Annotated in this window: 12 protein-coding genes and 9 tRNA genes; 12 read left to right on the plus strand and 9 right to left on the minus strand. The window is 65.5% G+C overall.

Annotation, left to right across the window (positions count from 1 at the left end):
* Positions 1–4: 4 nt before the first annotated feature.
* The 5 genes from adiC to K4043_RS03215 form a co-directional block, all read right to left on the minus strand.
* Positions 5–1,354: an arginine/agmatine antiporter gene (gene adiC / locus K4043_RS03195; protein WP_265308185.1), complete on the minus strand. Its 1,350-nt coding sequence runs from the start codon at positions 1,352–1,354 to the stop codon at positions 5–7.
* A 51-nt stretch (positions 1,355–1,405) separates the two neighbouring features.
* Positions 1,406–2,839 carry a porin gene (locus K4043_RS03200; RefSeq protein ID WP_265308186.1) on the minus strand — a complete coding sequence of 478 codons (1,434 nt, stop codon included), beginning with the start codon at positions 2,837–2,839 and terminating at the stop codon, positions 1,406–1,408.
* A 377-nt stretch (positions 2,840–3,216) separates the two neighbouring features.
* Positions 3,217–4,026 carry a thiol:disulfide interchange protein DsbG gene (gene dsbG, locus K4043_RS03205; protein WP_265308187.1) on the minus strand — a complete coding sequence of 270 codons (810 nt, stop codon included), beginning with the start codon at positions 4,024–4,026 and terminating at the stop codon, positions 3,217–3,219.
* 39 nt (positions 4,027–4,065) lie between these two features.
* Complete coding sequence (locus K4043_RS03210) at positions 4,066–4,866, minus strand: TlpA disulfide reductase family protein (RefSeq protein ID WP_265308188.1); 801 nt, start codon at positions 4,864–4,866, stop codon at positions 4,066–4,068.
* A 114-nt stretch (positions 4,867–4,980) separates the two neighbouring features.
* Positions 4,981–6,045 (minus strand): helix-turn-helix domain-containing protein, encoded by a 1,065-nt coding sequence (locus K4043_RS03215; protein ID WP_265308189.1) that lies wholly within the window; start codon positions 6,043–6,045, stop codon positions 4,981–4,983.
* A 211-nt stretch (positions 6,046–6,256) separates the two neighbouring features.
* Between K4043_RS03215 and K4043_RS03220 the strand changes: the two genes are divergently transcribed.
* From K4043_RS03220 to K4043_RS03265, 10 genes are all read left to right on the plus strand, one after another.
* Positions 6,257–6,655 carry a heavy metal-responsive transcriptional regulator gene (locus tag K4043_RS03220; protein WP_265308190.1) on the plus strand — a complete coding sequence of 133 codons (399 nt, stop codon included), beginning with the start codon at positions 6,257–6,259 and terminating at the stop codon, positions 6,653–6,655.
* Entirely contained in the window at positions 6,652–9,003 is a 2,352-nt protein-coding gene (locus K4043_RS03225) for a heavy metal translocating P-type ATPase (protein WP_265308191.1), read from the plus strand. The genes K4043_RS03220 and K4043_RS03225 overlap by 4 nt, the downstream gene beginning before the upstream one ends.
* An 81-nt stretch (positions 9,004–9,084) precedes the next feature.
* Positions 9,085–9,160, plus strand: a tRNA-Ala gene (locus K4043_RS03230).
* 53 nt (positions 9,161–9,213) lie between these two features.
* Positions 9,214–9,289 (plus strand) — tRNA-Glu (locus K4043_RS03235).
* 224 nt (positions 9,290–9,513) lie between these two features.
* Positions 9,514–9,589, plus strand: a tRNA-Ala gene (locus tag K4043_RS03240).
* A 51-nt stretch (positions 9,590–9,640) separates the two neighbouring features.
* Positions 9,641–9,716: transfer RNA gene (locus tag K4043_RS03245), tRNA-Glu, on the plus strand.
* A 134-nt stretch (positions 9,717–9,850) separates the two neighbouring features.
* Positions 9,851–9,926 (plus strand) — tRNA-Ala (locus tag K4043_RS03250).
* A gap of 49 nt (positions 9,927–9,975) precedes the next feature.
* Positions 9,976–10,051 (plus strand) — tRNA-Glu (locus tag K4043_RS03255).
* Between the two features lie 104 nt (positions 10,052–10,155).
* Positions 10,156–10,231 (plus strand) — tRNA-Ala (locus tag K4043_RS03260).
* Between the two features lie 50 nt (positions 10,232–10,281).
* Positions 10,282–10,357: transfer RNA gene (locus K4043_RS03265), tRNA-Glu, on the plus strand.
* 50 nt (positions 10,358–10,407) lie between these two features.
* On the opposite strand, the gene K4043_RS03270 is transcribed toward K4043_RS03265, so the two are convergent.
* Entirely contained in the window at positions 10,408–10,824 is a 417-nt protein-coding gene (locus tag K4043_RS03270) for a GNAT family N-acetyltransferase (protein ID WP_265308192.1), read from the minus strand.
* Between the two features lie 105 nt (positions 10,825–10,929).
* Between K4043_RS03270 and K4043_RS03275 the strand changes: the two genes are divergently transcribed.
* Positions 10,930–11,886, plus strand: coding sequence for an SOS response-associated peptidase (locus K4043_RS03275; protein WP_265308193.1), 957 nt, complete (start codon positions 10,930–10,932; stop codon positions 11,884–11,886).
* A gap of 7 nt (positions 11,887–11,893) precedes the next feature.
* Here K4043_RS03275 and K4043_RS03280 read toward each other — a convergent pair whose 3' ends face one another.
* On the minus strand, positions 11,894–12,274 hold the full coding sequence (locus K4043_RS03280; RefSeq protein WP_123729545.1) for a response regulator: 381 nt from the start codon (positions 12,272–12,274) through the stop codon (positions 11,894–11,896).
* A 124-nt stretch (positions 12,275–12,398) separates the two neighbouring features.
* Between K4043_RS03280 and K4043_RS03285 the strand changes: the two genes are divergently transcribed.
* Positions 12,399–12,485: transfer RNA gene (locus K4043_RS03285), tRNA-Leu, on the plus strand.
* Between the two features lie 71 nt (positions 12,486–12,556).
* On the opposite strand, the gene K4043_RS03290 is transcribed toward K4043_RS03285, so the two are convergent.
* Positions 12,557–12,991, minus strand: a complete 435-nt coding sequence (locus K4043_RS03290) for a DUF4189 domain-containing protein (protein ID WP_265308194.1) — start codon at positions 12,989–12,991, stop codon at positions 12,557–12,559.
* Between the two features lie 103 nt (positions 12,992–13,094).
* Positions 13,095–14,954, minus strand: coding sequence for a methyl-accepting chemotaxis protein (locus K4043_RS03295; RefSeq protein WP_265308195.1), 1,860 nt, complete (start codon positions 14,952–14,954; stop codon positions 13,095–13,097).
* Positions 14,955–15,190: the final 236 nt, after the last annotated feature.

Here is a 15,190-nt window from a genome sequence, read left to right on the forward strand (position 1 = left end):
AAGATCACGAAAGCGTCGTGCGGACGGCGGCGTCAAGCGCGGGCAGCTGGCCGCGCTGGCGGCGACGCTTCTCGCTGAAGAACGGATAGAACACCGTGATGAACAACACGAACAGGAAGGCGTACTGCACGATGTTGCCGGCCGAGCCGAAGATCGCCCACAGGCAGTACACGACGGTGACACTGGTCAGCAGCCAGAACGCGCCGGTATGGACCAGCGTGTGCGAGCGCTCCACCACGAAATAGCAGGCCACGCAGGAGTAGATGTACGGCAGCAGGGTCAACACCACCGCCGCGGAGGTGATCACATCGAACTGGGCCGAGGCGGTCTTGGACGTGGAGGTGACCAGCACCGCCAGGGTCATCAGTACCGCCACGATCAGCACGCCCTTGACCGGCACATCGTTCTTGTTGGTCTTGCTGAAGATGCTGGGGAACAGGCCGTCATCCGAGGCCGCCTTGGCACTCTGCGCGGTCAGCAGGATCCAGCCACCGAGCGAGCCGGCCGCCCCCACGAAGGCGCACAGACTCACCAGCGCCCCGCCCCAGCCGCCCACCGCATTGGCCGCCGCCAGCGCGAACGGCGCATCGGACACCTGCAGGTCGCCATTGGGCACCATGCCCATGATCACCGAGGAGCTGGCGATGTAGGCGATCGCGGCCAGGAACACGCCGGCCAGCGTCGCGCGGGCCACGTTCTTCTCCGGGTTCTCGACCACACCCGCGGTCACCGACGCCGATTCCACGCCAATGAACGCCCACAGCGTCAACGCCGCTGCACTGGAAATCGCGCCGAAATTGGATTCACCGGAGACGTTGTAGGCCCCCTTGAAAATGGTCGGATCAAAGAAGAACCAGCCGAAGATCGCGATACCCAGGATCGGCACCAGCGCGAAGCTGGTGGTCACCGTCTGCAGCTTGCTGACGAACGACGGGCCGATGACGTTGGCGAAGCTCAGCGCCCACACCAGCGCCAGCACCGCGATGCAGCGCGGGAGTGGTTCGGACAGGATCGGGAAGAAGTAGCTGAAGTAGCCCACCGCTGCGATCGGGATGGCGACATTGCCGATCCAGTTGGCGAACCAGTAGACGGCGTTGGTCTGGAAGCCCATGTAGGGTCCGAACCAGTCACGCGCATGGGCATACGGTCCACCGGCCTTGGGCGCCAGTTTGCCGAGCTTGGCGAACACGAAGGCCAGCAGCAGCGCACCGGCGGTGGTGATCAGCCAGCCCCAGATCGAGGCGGTGCCGATCTTGGCCAGGCTGGAGGGCAGCAGGAACACCCCCGACCCCATCATGTTGCCGGCCACCAGGAAGGTGGCGCCGACGACCCCGATTTTCTTTGCTTGTGCCATGACGCTTGCTCCTTTGCCAGGCAGGGACCCGGTCATGCCGGGCGGATGGAGTTACTTGATGAAGTTGTATTGCAGGCTGCCCTGCAGCCGCATCGTGTCGCCGCGTTGCCCGCTTTGCTCTTCCAGTTGTCCGTAAAGCAGTTCCATGCCCATCGTCCAGGACGGCGCCGGGCTCCAGAGCAGGTTGAAGACGCCATAGCGGCTCTGGCGGAACGCATCGGCAGCCAGCGCCGCGTTGCGTCCGCTGGTGAGCTGGCCGTAGATCAGGTTCGAGCGCCAGAGCGGCGACCAGTAGTGCGTGTACCCGACGAAGCCGCCGTACAGCGACAACGCCTGCAGGCGCCCGTCTGCGGCCACCACCGCATCCATGCCCGAGCCGGTGAGATCGGCCGTGTAGCGCGCCAGGCCCTTGCCGCCGAGCATGCCGAACAGCAGCAGGTCCTGTTCGCCCACCGCAGCCGAGCCGCTGAGCTGCAGGCCACCGGCGACACGACGCCCATCACCGGCATCACCGTCGTAGCCGAGGCTGCGTGCGACCGCACCCAACTGCAGATGGCCCCAGTCGCGCTCCATGCGGGCGGTAACGGTGACATCCGGCAGTTGATCGACCGGCATGATCCCCGCGGCAGGGTTGCTCAACTGGGTATCCGGATCTTCGGCAGCCACGGTCAGCGTGTTGCCCTTGCCCATCGCGAAGCTATGGTGGATGCCGGCCACCAGCAGGTAGCCCGCCCCACCTGGTCCGGCGAAATCCAGGGTGTCGGGCAGGCTGTCGGCATCCATGAAGGTCGAATAGCCATAGCCGGCGTAGGTATTACCGAGCTGCCCGTAAGCATGGCGCAGGCGGAACTGATAGCTGTCACTGCTGCCGAAGAAGTCGTTCTCCAGATAGAAGCGCAGGTTGCCATGCGTGGTCGGGCGCCGTGCTTCGAAGCTGAAGCGGGTCTGCTTGGCATGCAGGGTGAAATTGGCGACATCGCGGTGCGCGCTGCCGACCGGAATGGACGAGGTGATGAACTGTTCCTGGTCGCCGGCCGCACGCGCATCGGCGATCGCATCAAGCTTGGCGTAGCCGCCGATGCGGATCAGGGTGTCGGTGTTGGGGATCGCGAAGAAGCCTTTCAGCTCGGGATCGGTCGGACCGGCAGCGCTGTCCGGGCGGGACGCGGCGGTGGACGGATCCGCAACGGAGTCGCGTTGCGGGAGGATCGCCTGGCCCATGCCCGGCACCTGTGCCTGGGCCGCCAACGCGGCCGGGGGTGCAGCGGGAAGATCCATCGTGCCGGGTACCGCGGGAGCCGCGATCCGCGTCTGGATGGGCGGAGGCTTCCCCGATTCGATCGCCTGCAGGCGTCGCTCCATCTGGTCCAGCGTCTGCCGGAGTGTCTGGATGTCCTGCCGCAATGACGCGGCCGAATCCTGTGCATTCACCGGCGCGGCAGCCACCGCTGCCACGCATGCGATCGTCCACACGGCAAAGCGCATCACCCCATCCTCCATGACCCGTACACAGCCGGATGCACCCTCGCCAGCCGGCGTCGATGACGTCGCGGGCCATGGGTACGCTCGCACGGGATCCCCTCATCCCTGAGGGCAACACTGCCAGCGCAGCGCTGCCAGCGGCTTGAGTACCAAGCGGGCAGTGAGAACGTCGTGAACGTCTGAAGGCAGTTTCCTGACTGAACGCGCGCGCTTGTGGGAGGGGCCAGGCAATGCAGGAGAGTGCGCATGGAGGCCAGCGTAGCGAGCCACGCAAACGCGGCCTTGATTCAGATCAAGTTGATCGCACCACGCTGCAGCGCAAGGCATGACGCATCGCGCCGGGCAGGACCCGGCGCGGGATGCAGCGTATGAAGGGCCGCTCAGCGCGGGCCGAGCACCACCGTCATGTCATCGCCCTGCGGCAGGCCCGAGCGGCGCTGCACCATGCCCTGCGCATCCTTGAACAGGATGCCCGGAGTGCCCTGGAAGCCCAGTTCGATCATCAAGACCTGATTGGCATCAAGCTTGTTGGCTACCTCGGCGGTCAACGACGCCGCCGGCTTAATGCCGCCGCGGTCAAACAGCCGCTCGTTCTCCAGCAGTGCTGCGCTGGGGTTGGGCGCAGTAAGAATGGCCGCGGCCTTGGCCGGGCTGTCTTCGCGGATGACGCCGACCATGACGTGGCGCAACTGCACCTTGCCGGCGTCGACCCACGGGCGCGCTGCTTCCCAGAAGCGATGACAGTAGGGGCAATTGGCATCGCTGAAGGTGTAGACCACGCGCGGGGCGTCGGCGCGGCCATCGCGCACCCAGGCACTCTCGTCGAGCTTCTTCCAGGCACGCTCGGACATCGGCTTGGCCACCAGTTTTTCCAGCGGTGCCTCGCCCACGTCCTGGCCGTTGGCATCGAACAGGCTGCCGACCACGACGTGCTTGCCGTCTGCGGTTACATATGCGGCCGCCGGCTGCTGCCCGCCGACCACGCCGGCGAACCCGCGCAGCCCACCCGGCGCATCGAACTCGCCGATCACTTCAAAGCCATGCTTCTCGATGCCCTTCAGAACCGCTGGGCGATCACCGCCGGCTGGAACCGTTGCCGCATCGCCGGCCTTCGGCGTCTGCGCCTGGCTGCAACCGGCCAGTGCGATGAGCAACGCGGTGACCAGCGTGCGCGGGGAATTCAACGTCATGGAAACTCCAGGATTCATGGAACAAACGACCCGCGACCGTTACAGATCGTCGAGCTTGGATTGCAGGCCCGCGGCGGTCAGCTCGCCCAGGTGCAGGTGCCGCAGGCGGCCCTGCCCATCGAAGAACAGGGTAGTCGGATACGCGTGGACCTGCAGCTGCTCGGCGGTGAGCGCGTCTTCATCAAGCAGTACGTTGTGCAGCGACAGCTGCTCGGCCGCCATGAACGCGTCGACCTCGTCGCGCGTTTCCCCCTGGTTGACGAACAGGAATCCGATATCCGGGTGGCGCTGCTGCGCGCGGGCGAGCACCGGCATTTCGCGGCGGCACGGGCCGCACCAGCTGGCCCAGAGATTGATCACCACCGGCTTGCCCTGCGTATCGTTCAGCGCGGTCGGGCGCCCCTCCAGCGAGCTCAGCGTGATCGCCGGCAACGTCACCCGTGATTGCTGAAGCCACCCGGCACCGGTCGACAGCACCGCCCAGCTCAGCAGACCCGCCAGCGCAGCGGCACCCACGCGACGGCGCAGTGCGGGCCAGCGACGCAGACGCCATGCGCCCCATCCCAACCCCACCAGCAGCGCCGGCCACAGAAGGAATCCACCATCGCCGATCCGCAGCATCGCCCAGGGATCGGCGGCATAGTCGCCCGCATGCCGGATCACAAAGCCGGCGCGTCCCGCCAGCAGGCCCAGCAGCAGCATGTCCACCACCACCGACCGAGGACGCGGCGCGCCTTCGGTTGTCGTCCCCCGCATGACGCTGGCCACCAGCATCGCGATGCCGGTGGCCACCAATACCCACACCACCGCAAGCGGTACCGGGCCTGCACTACTGATCATTCGTCGTCTCCACCGTCGCTCAGGTTGTTTCCGGGCGACAGCTGCATTGCATGGGGCCCGCGGGCATGGTCACCGCAAGGCCCTGGGGGATCAAGCACGAAGACCCTGCACGATTCAGGCAGCCGAGCGGATCGGCTCCGCCAGCCGTCCGGATGGGCCGCTGGTAGCACGCTCGCGGTGCTGCGCCGCCACCTGCCGCCGATAACGCGCCGGTGTCAGCCCGACGATGCGCAGGAACAGACGGCGGAACGCGCTCTGATCGGAGTAACCCACCGCCCACGCCACCTGGTCGACCACGCCCCCGCTCTGCAGCAGCAGCTGCGCCTTGGCGATGCGCAACCGCTGGCAGTATTCGATCGGGCGCATGCCGGTGGCCTTCAGGAAACGCCGCTGCAGCGTGCGCGGCTCGAGCCCGGCCTGCGTACAGATGTCGTCCAGGCCCACGCCACGGGCGGCGATGCCGTGCAGCCAGCGCTGCGCCTTGAGTACGCAGCGGTCGCCATGCGCGAAGTTGGGGCTGAAGCGCTCCAGATCGTCCAGCTCGTTGCGCGGAATCATCAGCTGCAGCTGCTGGATCACCGTGTTCATCACACTCTGCCCGTACACACGGGCCAGAAGACGCAGGCTGAGGTACTTCCACGCCTCCTGCCCGGCGGCAGTGAGCAGATCGCCATCGTCAACCAGGGTGCGCTCACTGGGCAGCCAGCTGGGCACCATCGTGCGCAGTGCCGGGCAGCGCGCGGGATCGGGCACACTCACCGAGCGGCCCGCCAGCACGCCGGAAGCGGCCAGCAGCAGGCCGCCTTCGTCGCAGCCGGCCAGCAGGCTGCAGCCCTCATGGCATTCACGCAGCCAGGCCAGCAGGCGCTCATCCGGCGGCGCCATTGCCCAGCTGGACTCGCTGCCCGGGATCACGATGATCGTGGGCAACGCATCGCCGAACAGTTCGGCACCGGCGACGCGCTGCATGCCGCGTGAGGACATCGTCCAGCGGGTCACCAGCATCCGGGCACCGGTGCGCCGTCCTGCCGCGACGGTGCGATTGCAGCGCTGGGCCAGCTCGGACAACACCGACGCGGCAGCACGCAGGCTGCCAGGAAATTCCACTACAGCCACTTCCATCAGGGTCGGGGTGTCCAGCCGGCGATCGGGCTGGAGCGTGTTACGGGGTGCATCCATGGCCAAACTCCTGAAACGTTGCGGCCGGGCGTGGGGCCCGGCACACCTGGGCGGTACGTAAGATGGCCTGAGGCTACGGCCGTCCCGGATGGACAGCCATGCAACTAGTTGCAAATTTCACGCGGACTGAATTTTCAGTGGGGTTTCAGTAAGGCTTGACTCTTGACCAGACTCCAAGGTTCAGAATGACCCCATCATCCAGGAGGTGGTCATGAACATTGGACAGCTCGCACGCCAGGCCGGCGTACCTATCGATACCGTCCGCTACTACGAGCGGCAGCACCTGCTTCCCACTGCGCAACGCAGCGCGGGCGGCTACCGCGTCTTCAGCGCCAACGACCTCACCCGCCTGCAGTTCATCCGGCGGGCCAAGGCATTGGGCTTCACCCTGGAGGAAATCGGCGAACTGCTCGGCCTCAGCGATCAACGCGGCCAGGATATGGCCCAGGTCCGCGACAGCGCGGTGGTCAAACTCACCGACATCGAGACACGCATCCGCGAACTCCAGCGGATGCACGCCGCGCTCAAGCAGTTGGTGGATGCGTGCCCCGGCCATGGCGATCTGGAGCAGTGTCCAATCCTTGCGGCGCTGACGGAGACGCGCGCATGAGCACTCCCCACGCGCATGGCGGCGGCAGTTGCTGCGGCACCAAGGCGGCCGCCGGTGCCAACACCGTGAAAGACCTGGTCTGCGGCATGGCGGTTGATCCCGCCACCACTGCCCATCACGCCCGGCATGACGGCAGCGACCACCACTTCTGCAGCGACGGATGCCGGCGCAAGTTCATCACCGATCCCCAGCGCTACCTGGATCCCTCCTCGCATGTGGCCGAGCCGGTACCGGCCGGCACGATGTACACCTGCCCGATGGACCCGGAGATCGTGCAGGAAGGCCCGGGCACCTGCCCCATCTGCGGCATGGCGCTGGAGCCGATGATGCCCACCCTCGACGAGGGCGAAAGCCCGGAACTCACCGACTTCCGCCGGCGTTTCTGGTGGAGCCTGCCACTGAGTGTGGCCACGATGACGCTGGCCATGCTGGCGATGACGCCGCTGCTGCATGGCTTGTCGCCTGACCTGCGGGTGTGGATCGAGTTGGCGCTGGCTACTCCGGTGGTGCTGTGGGCCGGCTGGCCGTTCCTGCAACGTTGGGCGCAGTCGATCCGCAACCGCAGTCCGAACATGTGGACGCTGATCGGGACCGGTGTACTGGCCGCCTATGGCTACAGCGTGGTTGCCACGATCGCACCGGGCCTGTTCCCACCCTCGTTCCAGCAGCATGGGCATGTCGGGGTGTATTTCGAAGCCGCTGCCGTGATCATCTCGCTGACCCTGTTGGGCCAGCTGATGGAGCTGCGGGCGCGTGCCAAGACCTCTGCCGCGATCAAGGCACTGCTCGGCCTCGCGCCGAAAACCGCCCGCGTCCTGCGCGACGATGGCCACGAAGAGGACGTGGACATCACCGCCCTGCAACCCGGCGATCGCCTGCGCGTCCGCCCCGGTGAGAAAGTACCGGTGGATGGCACAGTGCTGGAAGGCCGCTCTTCCATCGATGAATCGATGCTCACCGGCGAACCCGTCCCGGTCGGCAAGGCCGTCGGTGACACGGTGATCGGCGCCACCCTCAACGGCACCGGCAGCCTGGTGATCCGTGCCGACCGCCTCGGCGATGACAGCATGCTGGCGCAGATCGTGCAGTTGGTGGCGCAGGCCCAGCGCTCGCGTGCGCCGATGCAGCGCATGGCCGACACCGTCGCGTACTGGTTCGTACTCGCCGTGCTTTCCGTCGCGGTGATCACCTTCTTCGGCTGGGGTCTGTTCGGGCCGGAACCGTCCTGGACGCACGCCGTGCTGAGCGCTGTGGCGGTGTTGATCATCGCCTGCCCCTGCGCGCTTGGGCTGGCGACGCCGATGACGATCATGGTCGCCACCGGCCGGGCCGCGCAGCATGGCGTGCTGTTCCGCGATGCCGAGGCGATTGAAGCATTGCGCCAGATCGACACGCTGGTGATCGACAAGACCGGCACGCTGACGGAAGGCCGGCCGGCATTCCGCGCGGTGCAGGCGGTTGCACCGTTCGACGCCGCTGCGGTGTTGCGCTGGGCGGCGAGCCTGGACCAGGGCAGCGAACATCCGCTGGCCGCAGCGATCGTTGCCGAAGCGCGTGCGCGTGGTGTCACGCTGGCCCAGGTGGTCGATTTCGATTCACTCACCGGCATGGGCGCACAGGGTGTGGTCGAGGGCAAGCGATTGTTGCTGGGCAATACGGCACTGATGGATGCGCACGGCATTGCGCTGGACGCGTTGCGTGACGATGCCGAGCACCTGCGTGCTGCCGCGGCAAGCGTGATGTACCTCGCGGTGGATGGTCGACTCGGCGGTCTGCTCGCCGTGGCCGATCCGATCAAGGCCTCCACCGCTGAGGCGATCGCGCAGTTGCATCGCGATGGCCTGCGTATCGTGATGGCGACCGGCGATGGCCTCGCCACGGCCAACGCGGTCGCCGCGGAGCTCGGCCTGGATGAGGTGCACGGTGAGATGCGCCCCGCCGACAAGGCCGAGCTGATCCGTTCGCTGCAGGCGCAGGGGCGCAAGGTGGCGATGGCCGGCGATGGCATCAACGACGCCCCGGCACTGGCGAGTGCCGATGTCGGTATCGCGATGGGCAACGGCACCGACGTGGCGATGTCGAGCGCGCAGGTCACGCTGGTGAAAGGCGACCTGCGCAGCATCCTGCGTGCACGCCAGCTATCGACGGCGAGCGTGCGCAACATGCGCCAGAACCTGGGTTTTGCGTTTCTCTACAACGGGCTGGGCATTCCGGTTGCGGCCGGCGTGCTGTATCCGCTCGGCATCGCGTTGTCGCCGATGTTGGCCGCGGTTGCGATGAGCTTGAGTTCGGTATCGGTGATCAGCAACGCATTGCGTCTACGCCATCAACGACTGCCCAGCCGATGAGCGCGCATGCATGATGAACTTTCTTCACTTTTTCCTTGCCAATCCAAAACGTCGTCGCTATGATTTCGCTCCTCACGACGTGGGGCCATAGCTCAGCTGGGAGAGCGCCTGCATGGCATGCAGGAGGTCGGCGGTTCGATCCCGCCTGGCTCCACCAATCCGATCATTAGGCCGATCAGATTGCAGTGACAAAATTTGAAGTTTTCGTGCGTCCCCATCGTCTAGAGGCCTAGGACATCACCCTTTCACGGTGGCGACCGGGGTTCGAATCCCCGTGGGGACGCCAATTGCAACGCACTAAGCCCTGACCTCGGTCGGGGCTTTTTGTTTGTGACACCACAATCCATGGTCGTCATCGGCGGGGTGTTTTTTCGCGTACCTGTCGATGCACTCGCCTGGGCAAAGGCCAGCCTCTGCCGTTGGACACTGCGTGCATGCTTTGTTCGTTATTTCAGAAAAAAGACTTGGCGAACGCTTCACGGCCGCGTAGAATTCCGCCTCCAGCATCGTGGGGCCATAGCTCAGCTGGGAGAGCGCCTGCATGGCATGCAGGAGGTCGGCGGTTCGATCCCGCCTGGCTCCACCACTCCGGACCTTAGGCCGTTCGGGTGTGCTGAACAATTTGATGAGTTTATGCGTCCCCATCGTCTAGAGGCCTAGGACATCACCCTTTCACGGTGGCGACCGGGGTTCGAATCCCCGTGGGGACGCCACTCATCAGAAGAACACCGAGGCCCGGCATGCCGGGTCTTTTTGTTCACCGCCTACTGCGGTTGCGATGCGGATGCCTCAAAGGCTTCCACAAACGTGAACAGGCAGATATACTAGGCGGCTCGCGGTACAACGTGGGGCCATAGCTCAGCTGGGAGAGCGCCTGCATGGCATGCAGGAGGTCGGCGGTTCGATCCCGCCTGGCTCCACCACTTCTCCGGACACAGGCCGTCCGATAGAAGCCAAAATTCGGTTTAACGCGTCCCCATCGTCTAGAGGCCTAGGACATCACCCTTTCACGGTGGCGACCGGGGTTCGAATCCCCGTGGGGACGCCAGCTTCAAACAAACAGCCCTGACCTCGGTCGGGGCTTTTTGTTTGACCAACCCCTTCCCATTCGGCAAGACCGCCGCTATGATAGGCGGCTCGCAGCACAACTGTGGGGCCATAGCTCAGCTGGGAGAGCGCCTGCATGGCATGCAGGAGGTCGGCGGTTCGATCCCGCCTGGCTCCACCACTTCTCCGGACACAGGCCGTCCGATAGAAGCAAAAAATTCGGTTTAACGCGTCCCCATCGTCTAGAGGCCTAGGACATCACCCTTTCACGGTGGCGACCGGGGTTCGAATCCCCGTGGGGACGCCAGCTTCAAACAAACAGCCCTGACTTCGGTCGGGGCTGTTTGTTTATGGGCCTTACGCCACGACCTTGGCCATCCCTGCCGATCGCGGCGCGGTCAAGGCAAAACCGAACTGCGCATACAGGCGGTGCGCCTGGCCATCGGCGATCAGGCTCACATACGCACCGACCGCATTCTCCCGCAGCCAGCCATCCAGCCGACGCATCACGGCCTTGCCCAGGCCCTGCCCCTGGCGGTCAGGCACGACCGCGATATCCACCACCTGCAGGAAGCAGCCACCGTCGCCGATGATCCGGCCCATGGCCAACAGCCGATCCCCCTCGCGCAGGCTCACACCGAAGACCGTGTTGGGCAGGCCACGTGCCGCCGCCTCGGCCGTCTTGGGGCTCAGCCCGGCGAGTACCCGCAGCGCGCGATACTCCTCCACGCTGGGCGGCACCGGAATGCAGTGAACACCAACGGGCAGCGACATGACGCGGATCCAGTACTGAATGGACGCTCAGCATGCCCGAACGGATTCGCAGGATGTGCGACCCACAGGCCTATCCTGTCCCCCTGCCCGCCCTGTTTGCCTGCCATGTGCTATTCCGCCCAGATCCGCGCCGACTACACCAAGCTGGTCCGTGAGTACGGCGCCATGCTGTCGCTGGACGACTTCGCCCAGCTGTATGCCCACGACGCCGGCAAACAGCGACCCAAAACCCCCAAGGCGATGGACGATGGCTTCGCTGGCGCGCGCACGCCCCAAGGCCAGGAGATCGTGGCGCGGATCCAGCAGTGGCATGCCGAGGAAATGCAGGCACTCGACGAAGAAGTTCGGCTGCAGGGCGCGCGATTGAAGGCGGCCGAGGCGCAACTGGCCGCGCGCCCCACACAGAAGGCACGCAACGAGGTACGCGTCGCGGGCAACCGCATCGAGCGCGCACAGACACGCCTGTCCGATCTGCAACGCGCCGGCCTGGTCCCACGCGACAGCCGCATCTTCCCAGGCGTGTACGCACCGGTGATCGTGTCCGAGCAGGGCCAGCGCGTGATCAAACCGATGCGCTACCAATGCCGGCTGCCGGACAAGCCCGCGCGCAACGACGTGCTGTATCCCGGCACCTACAACGCGCGCCGCGACAGCCTCGAGGCGTATTGGAAATCCGCGTTTGGCCATCAGCATGGCGTGGTGGTGGTGCAATCGTTCTACGAGCACGTGCCGCGGCACGCCCTGGAACAGCGGCTGCTGTCGCCAGGCGAAACAGCCGAGAATGTTGTCCTGGAATTCAGCCCGCAGCCGCCGCGCGACCTGCTGATCGCCTGCCTGTGGTCGGAGTGGGAAGGGCCGGAAGGCCGGCTGCTGTCGTTTGCCGCCATTACCGACGCGCCGCCGATGGACGTGGCGCGCACCGGCCATGACCGCTGCATTGTGCCGATCCGGCCGGCGCATCTGGATGCCTGGTTGAACCCGGATCCGCAGGACCTTGCGGCGCTGTACCGGATCCTGGACGACCGCGAGCCGGTGGCACTCGCCCACGCCGAAGCCGCGTGAGCGCTGCTCAGCCGGCGACGGAATCGCCGACCTGCGCGCGCGCCAGGGCAGCGTTCAATTCAGCAGTCAGGTACGGCTTGCTCAGGATCACGCCCGAACGGAAGGCATCGGGCAGATGCGCGGTGGCCATGCCGGTCGCCAGCACGAAGGGAATCTGGCGCGCCGCCAATGCCTGGGCGACGGGCTCGCTGGTTTCGTTGTTGGCCAGCCGATAGTCCAGCAGGGCAACCTGCGGCTGGGTCTCGCCCAGCAGGCGTAACGCCTCGCCCACCGAGGCCGCCAGCCCGACCACGATGGCGCCGGACTGGACCAGCTGCATCTGCAGCAGGGCCGCGCTCATTTCGTCGTTCTCGACCACCAGTACCCGAAGATCCTGCAGCGCGCTCATGACGACTCCCTGTATGGTTCAGCGCGATGAGTATAGCGTCCTGTGTAGGTGAAACCCTGACAGGAACTTAAGCATTCAGGTCTGCACAGATGTGTGAATTTTGTATACACTACGCGGCCAGCCAGCCGAAGTGGCGGAATCGGTAGACGCAGCGGACTCAAAATCCGCCGCCCTTAAAAGCGTGTGGGTTCGAGTCCCACCTTCGGCACCATGGAAAACCAGAACGCCCCGGATCGACGGATCCGGGGCGTTTTTTCATTCCGATCGGCAGCGCCGCGACCGTTACCCGGCCGGCCCGATGGGAGGCAGGGTATGTGGCGGGATCGCAGGAACCGGCGGCACGGACGGCGCCACCGGTTCTTCGCGCCACAGTAGTACCAGCCGGCAGTCCCCTGCCTTTCGCCGGCACATCGCCTCGGCCTTGCGCTGAGCAGCGGCATCGTCCTGTGCGGACAGGGCAATACCCATGGCACCCGTGCCCGTATACAGCGCCGAGTAACCGCCCTCCGAGGTGCTGGCCACAGTGCTGCAGTCAGGTGAGCGCTGCGCGCAATACCCCAGCGCCTGTTGCATGGCCGTGCTGATGCTGCGTTTGTTCATTGAATAGCCGTAGGCACCGGTGTGTGCGTCGTAAAACACCGCCGACGCCGCGCCCGCAGTGCAAGGCAGGGCCATCCCAATGACCAGCAGCATGTTCAACCGTGGTGCAATACGCATTGTGATACTCCGACCTGTCCTTGGAAGATCGAGTATCCCAAAGCCGCGCGCCGTGTGCATCACGGTTTACCGCGGCGCGCGGTGGGGGTTTCCCGCATTGCAGTCAGACCAGCCGCAACGGCGGCTGCCCCCCGTGCACGGCATTGGCCGCCGCCGCTCGCGCCACCGCACCCGTCGTCCCCACCCGGAACGCCGCCACCGTCTGCAGCAACTGGGTGGACTGCTCTTCCATGCTGCGCGCGGCGGCCGAGGCTTCCTCCACCAGGGCGGCATTCTGCTGGGTGCTCTCGTCGATATGCTCGACCACCTGGTTGATCTGCTCGATGCTGTCGCTCTGCTCACGCGCGGCCGTACTGATGTCGGCCATCAGATCGCTCACCCGCCTCACACTGACGACAATCTCGTCCATCGTGCGCCCGGCACTTTCGACCTGGCGCGTGCCCGCGCCCACCTTCTCGACCGAATCCCCGATCAGCTGCTTGATCTCCTTGGCCGCCTCGGCCGAGCGCTGCGACAGCGAGCGGATTTCCGACGCCACTACGGCAAAGCCGCGACCGTGCTCGCCGGCACGCGCCGCTTCAACGGCCGCATTGAGCGCAAGGATATTGGTCTGGAAGGCGATGCCGTCGATCACCCCGATGATGTCGACGATGCGGCGCGAGGAGTCGTTGATCAGCGACATGGTCGAGACCACCTCGTACACCACCTGGCCACCCTGCGCAGCCACCTCCACCGCCCCACCCACCAGTTGGTTGGCCTGCACGGCATTGTCGGCCGTCCGCCGCACGGTAGCCGTCAGTCCCTTCATCGAAACGGCCGTTTCTTCCAGGGCGGCCGCCTGCTGCTCGGTGCGCACGGAGAGGTCGCTGTTGCCTTCGGCGATCTCGCTGGCACCCACGGCGATAGTATCTGCGGCCAGCTTGATCTGGGCGATGATGCCGGCCATCGCTTCGACCAGCGCATTGATGCCCTCGCAAAGCTCGGCGATCGGGCCGGTTTTGTCCTGGGTGGCGATGTGCCCGGTCAGGTCCCCGCTCTGGGCGGCGGCCACCACTTCGCGCGTCTGTGCAACGGCCTCCTGCAATGCCTGGGTGTCACGCACCTGGGCGGTGATGTCGGTGGCATATTTGACGACCTTGAACGGACGACCGTTCATATCGTAGATCGGGTTGTACGACGCCTGGATCCAGACCTCGCGCCCGCTCTTGCCCAATCGCTTGTACTGGCCGGCGTCGTACTCGCCACGGCCGAGTTTCGCCCAGAATGCACGGTACTCGGCACTGTCGCGGTACCCAGGCTCGGCGAACATCGAATGGTGCTGGCCGCGCACCTCGTCCAGCGTATACCCCATGGCGGCGAGGAAGTTTTCGTTGGCTGCCAGGATGCGGCCGTCGAGATCGAACTCGATCACCGCCTGGGACTTGTTGATCGCCGCCAACTGGCCGGCAAAATCGGCGGCCTGGAATTTCTGCGCGGTGATGTCGGTGGCGAACTTGACCACCTTGTAGGGTCGCCCGTCGGCGTCGAACACCGGGTTGTAGGACGCCTGGATCCAGATGTCGCGGCCGCCTTTGCCGATGCGGCGGTATTGGCCCGCATCGAATTCGCCACGCCCCAGATTCGCCCAGAAGTCCCGATATTCCCTGCTTTTGGCGTACTCGGGATCGACGAACATGGCGTGGTGCCTGCCCTGGATGTCGTCCAGCGTGTAGCCGAGCGTCTGCAGGAAGTTCTCGTTGGCCTGCAGGATGGTGCCGTCCAGGTCGAACTCGATCACGGCCTGGACCCGATGCAGGGCCTTGACCTGGTCTTCCAGCTCGCACTGGCGCTGTCGGGCGGCGGAGACCGCGCCCTCCCTGCCGCGGCGGGAAGCGAACAATGCGGCGAAAGCGTGTCGCGGGGACCATGCACCTCTATCGGAGGCACGGTCGGGCACATGCGTGTGCAAGCCTGAAGTAAGCATCGTTAGACCTCGGTGTCCGTTTAGCGAATAGGTCAACCCCGGGCGGTGGCCCGGTAGCGGTATTCCGTTGGCTGGACTCACGAAGATCGCCAGTGGGGCTGACGTTACTTCAGTGCGCTTCAAACACCGCGACAGGCGGCGGCAATGAACCGTTCGAACAGGTGTAAAGCCAGATATCCACGTGAGTGTGCAGGCAATGACTGCGAGTCATATAACGGCCGCGATTGCGCGAGCTT

The sequence above is a fragment of the Stenotrophomonas sp. SRS1 genome (assembly GCF_026130205.1).
Lineage (GTDB): Bacteria > Pseudomonadota > Gammaproteobacteria > Xanthomonadales > Xanthomonadaceae > Stenotrophomonas > Stenotrophomonas rhizophila_B.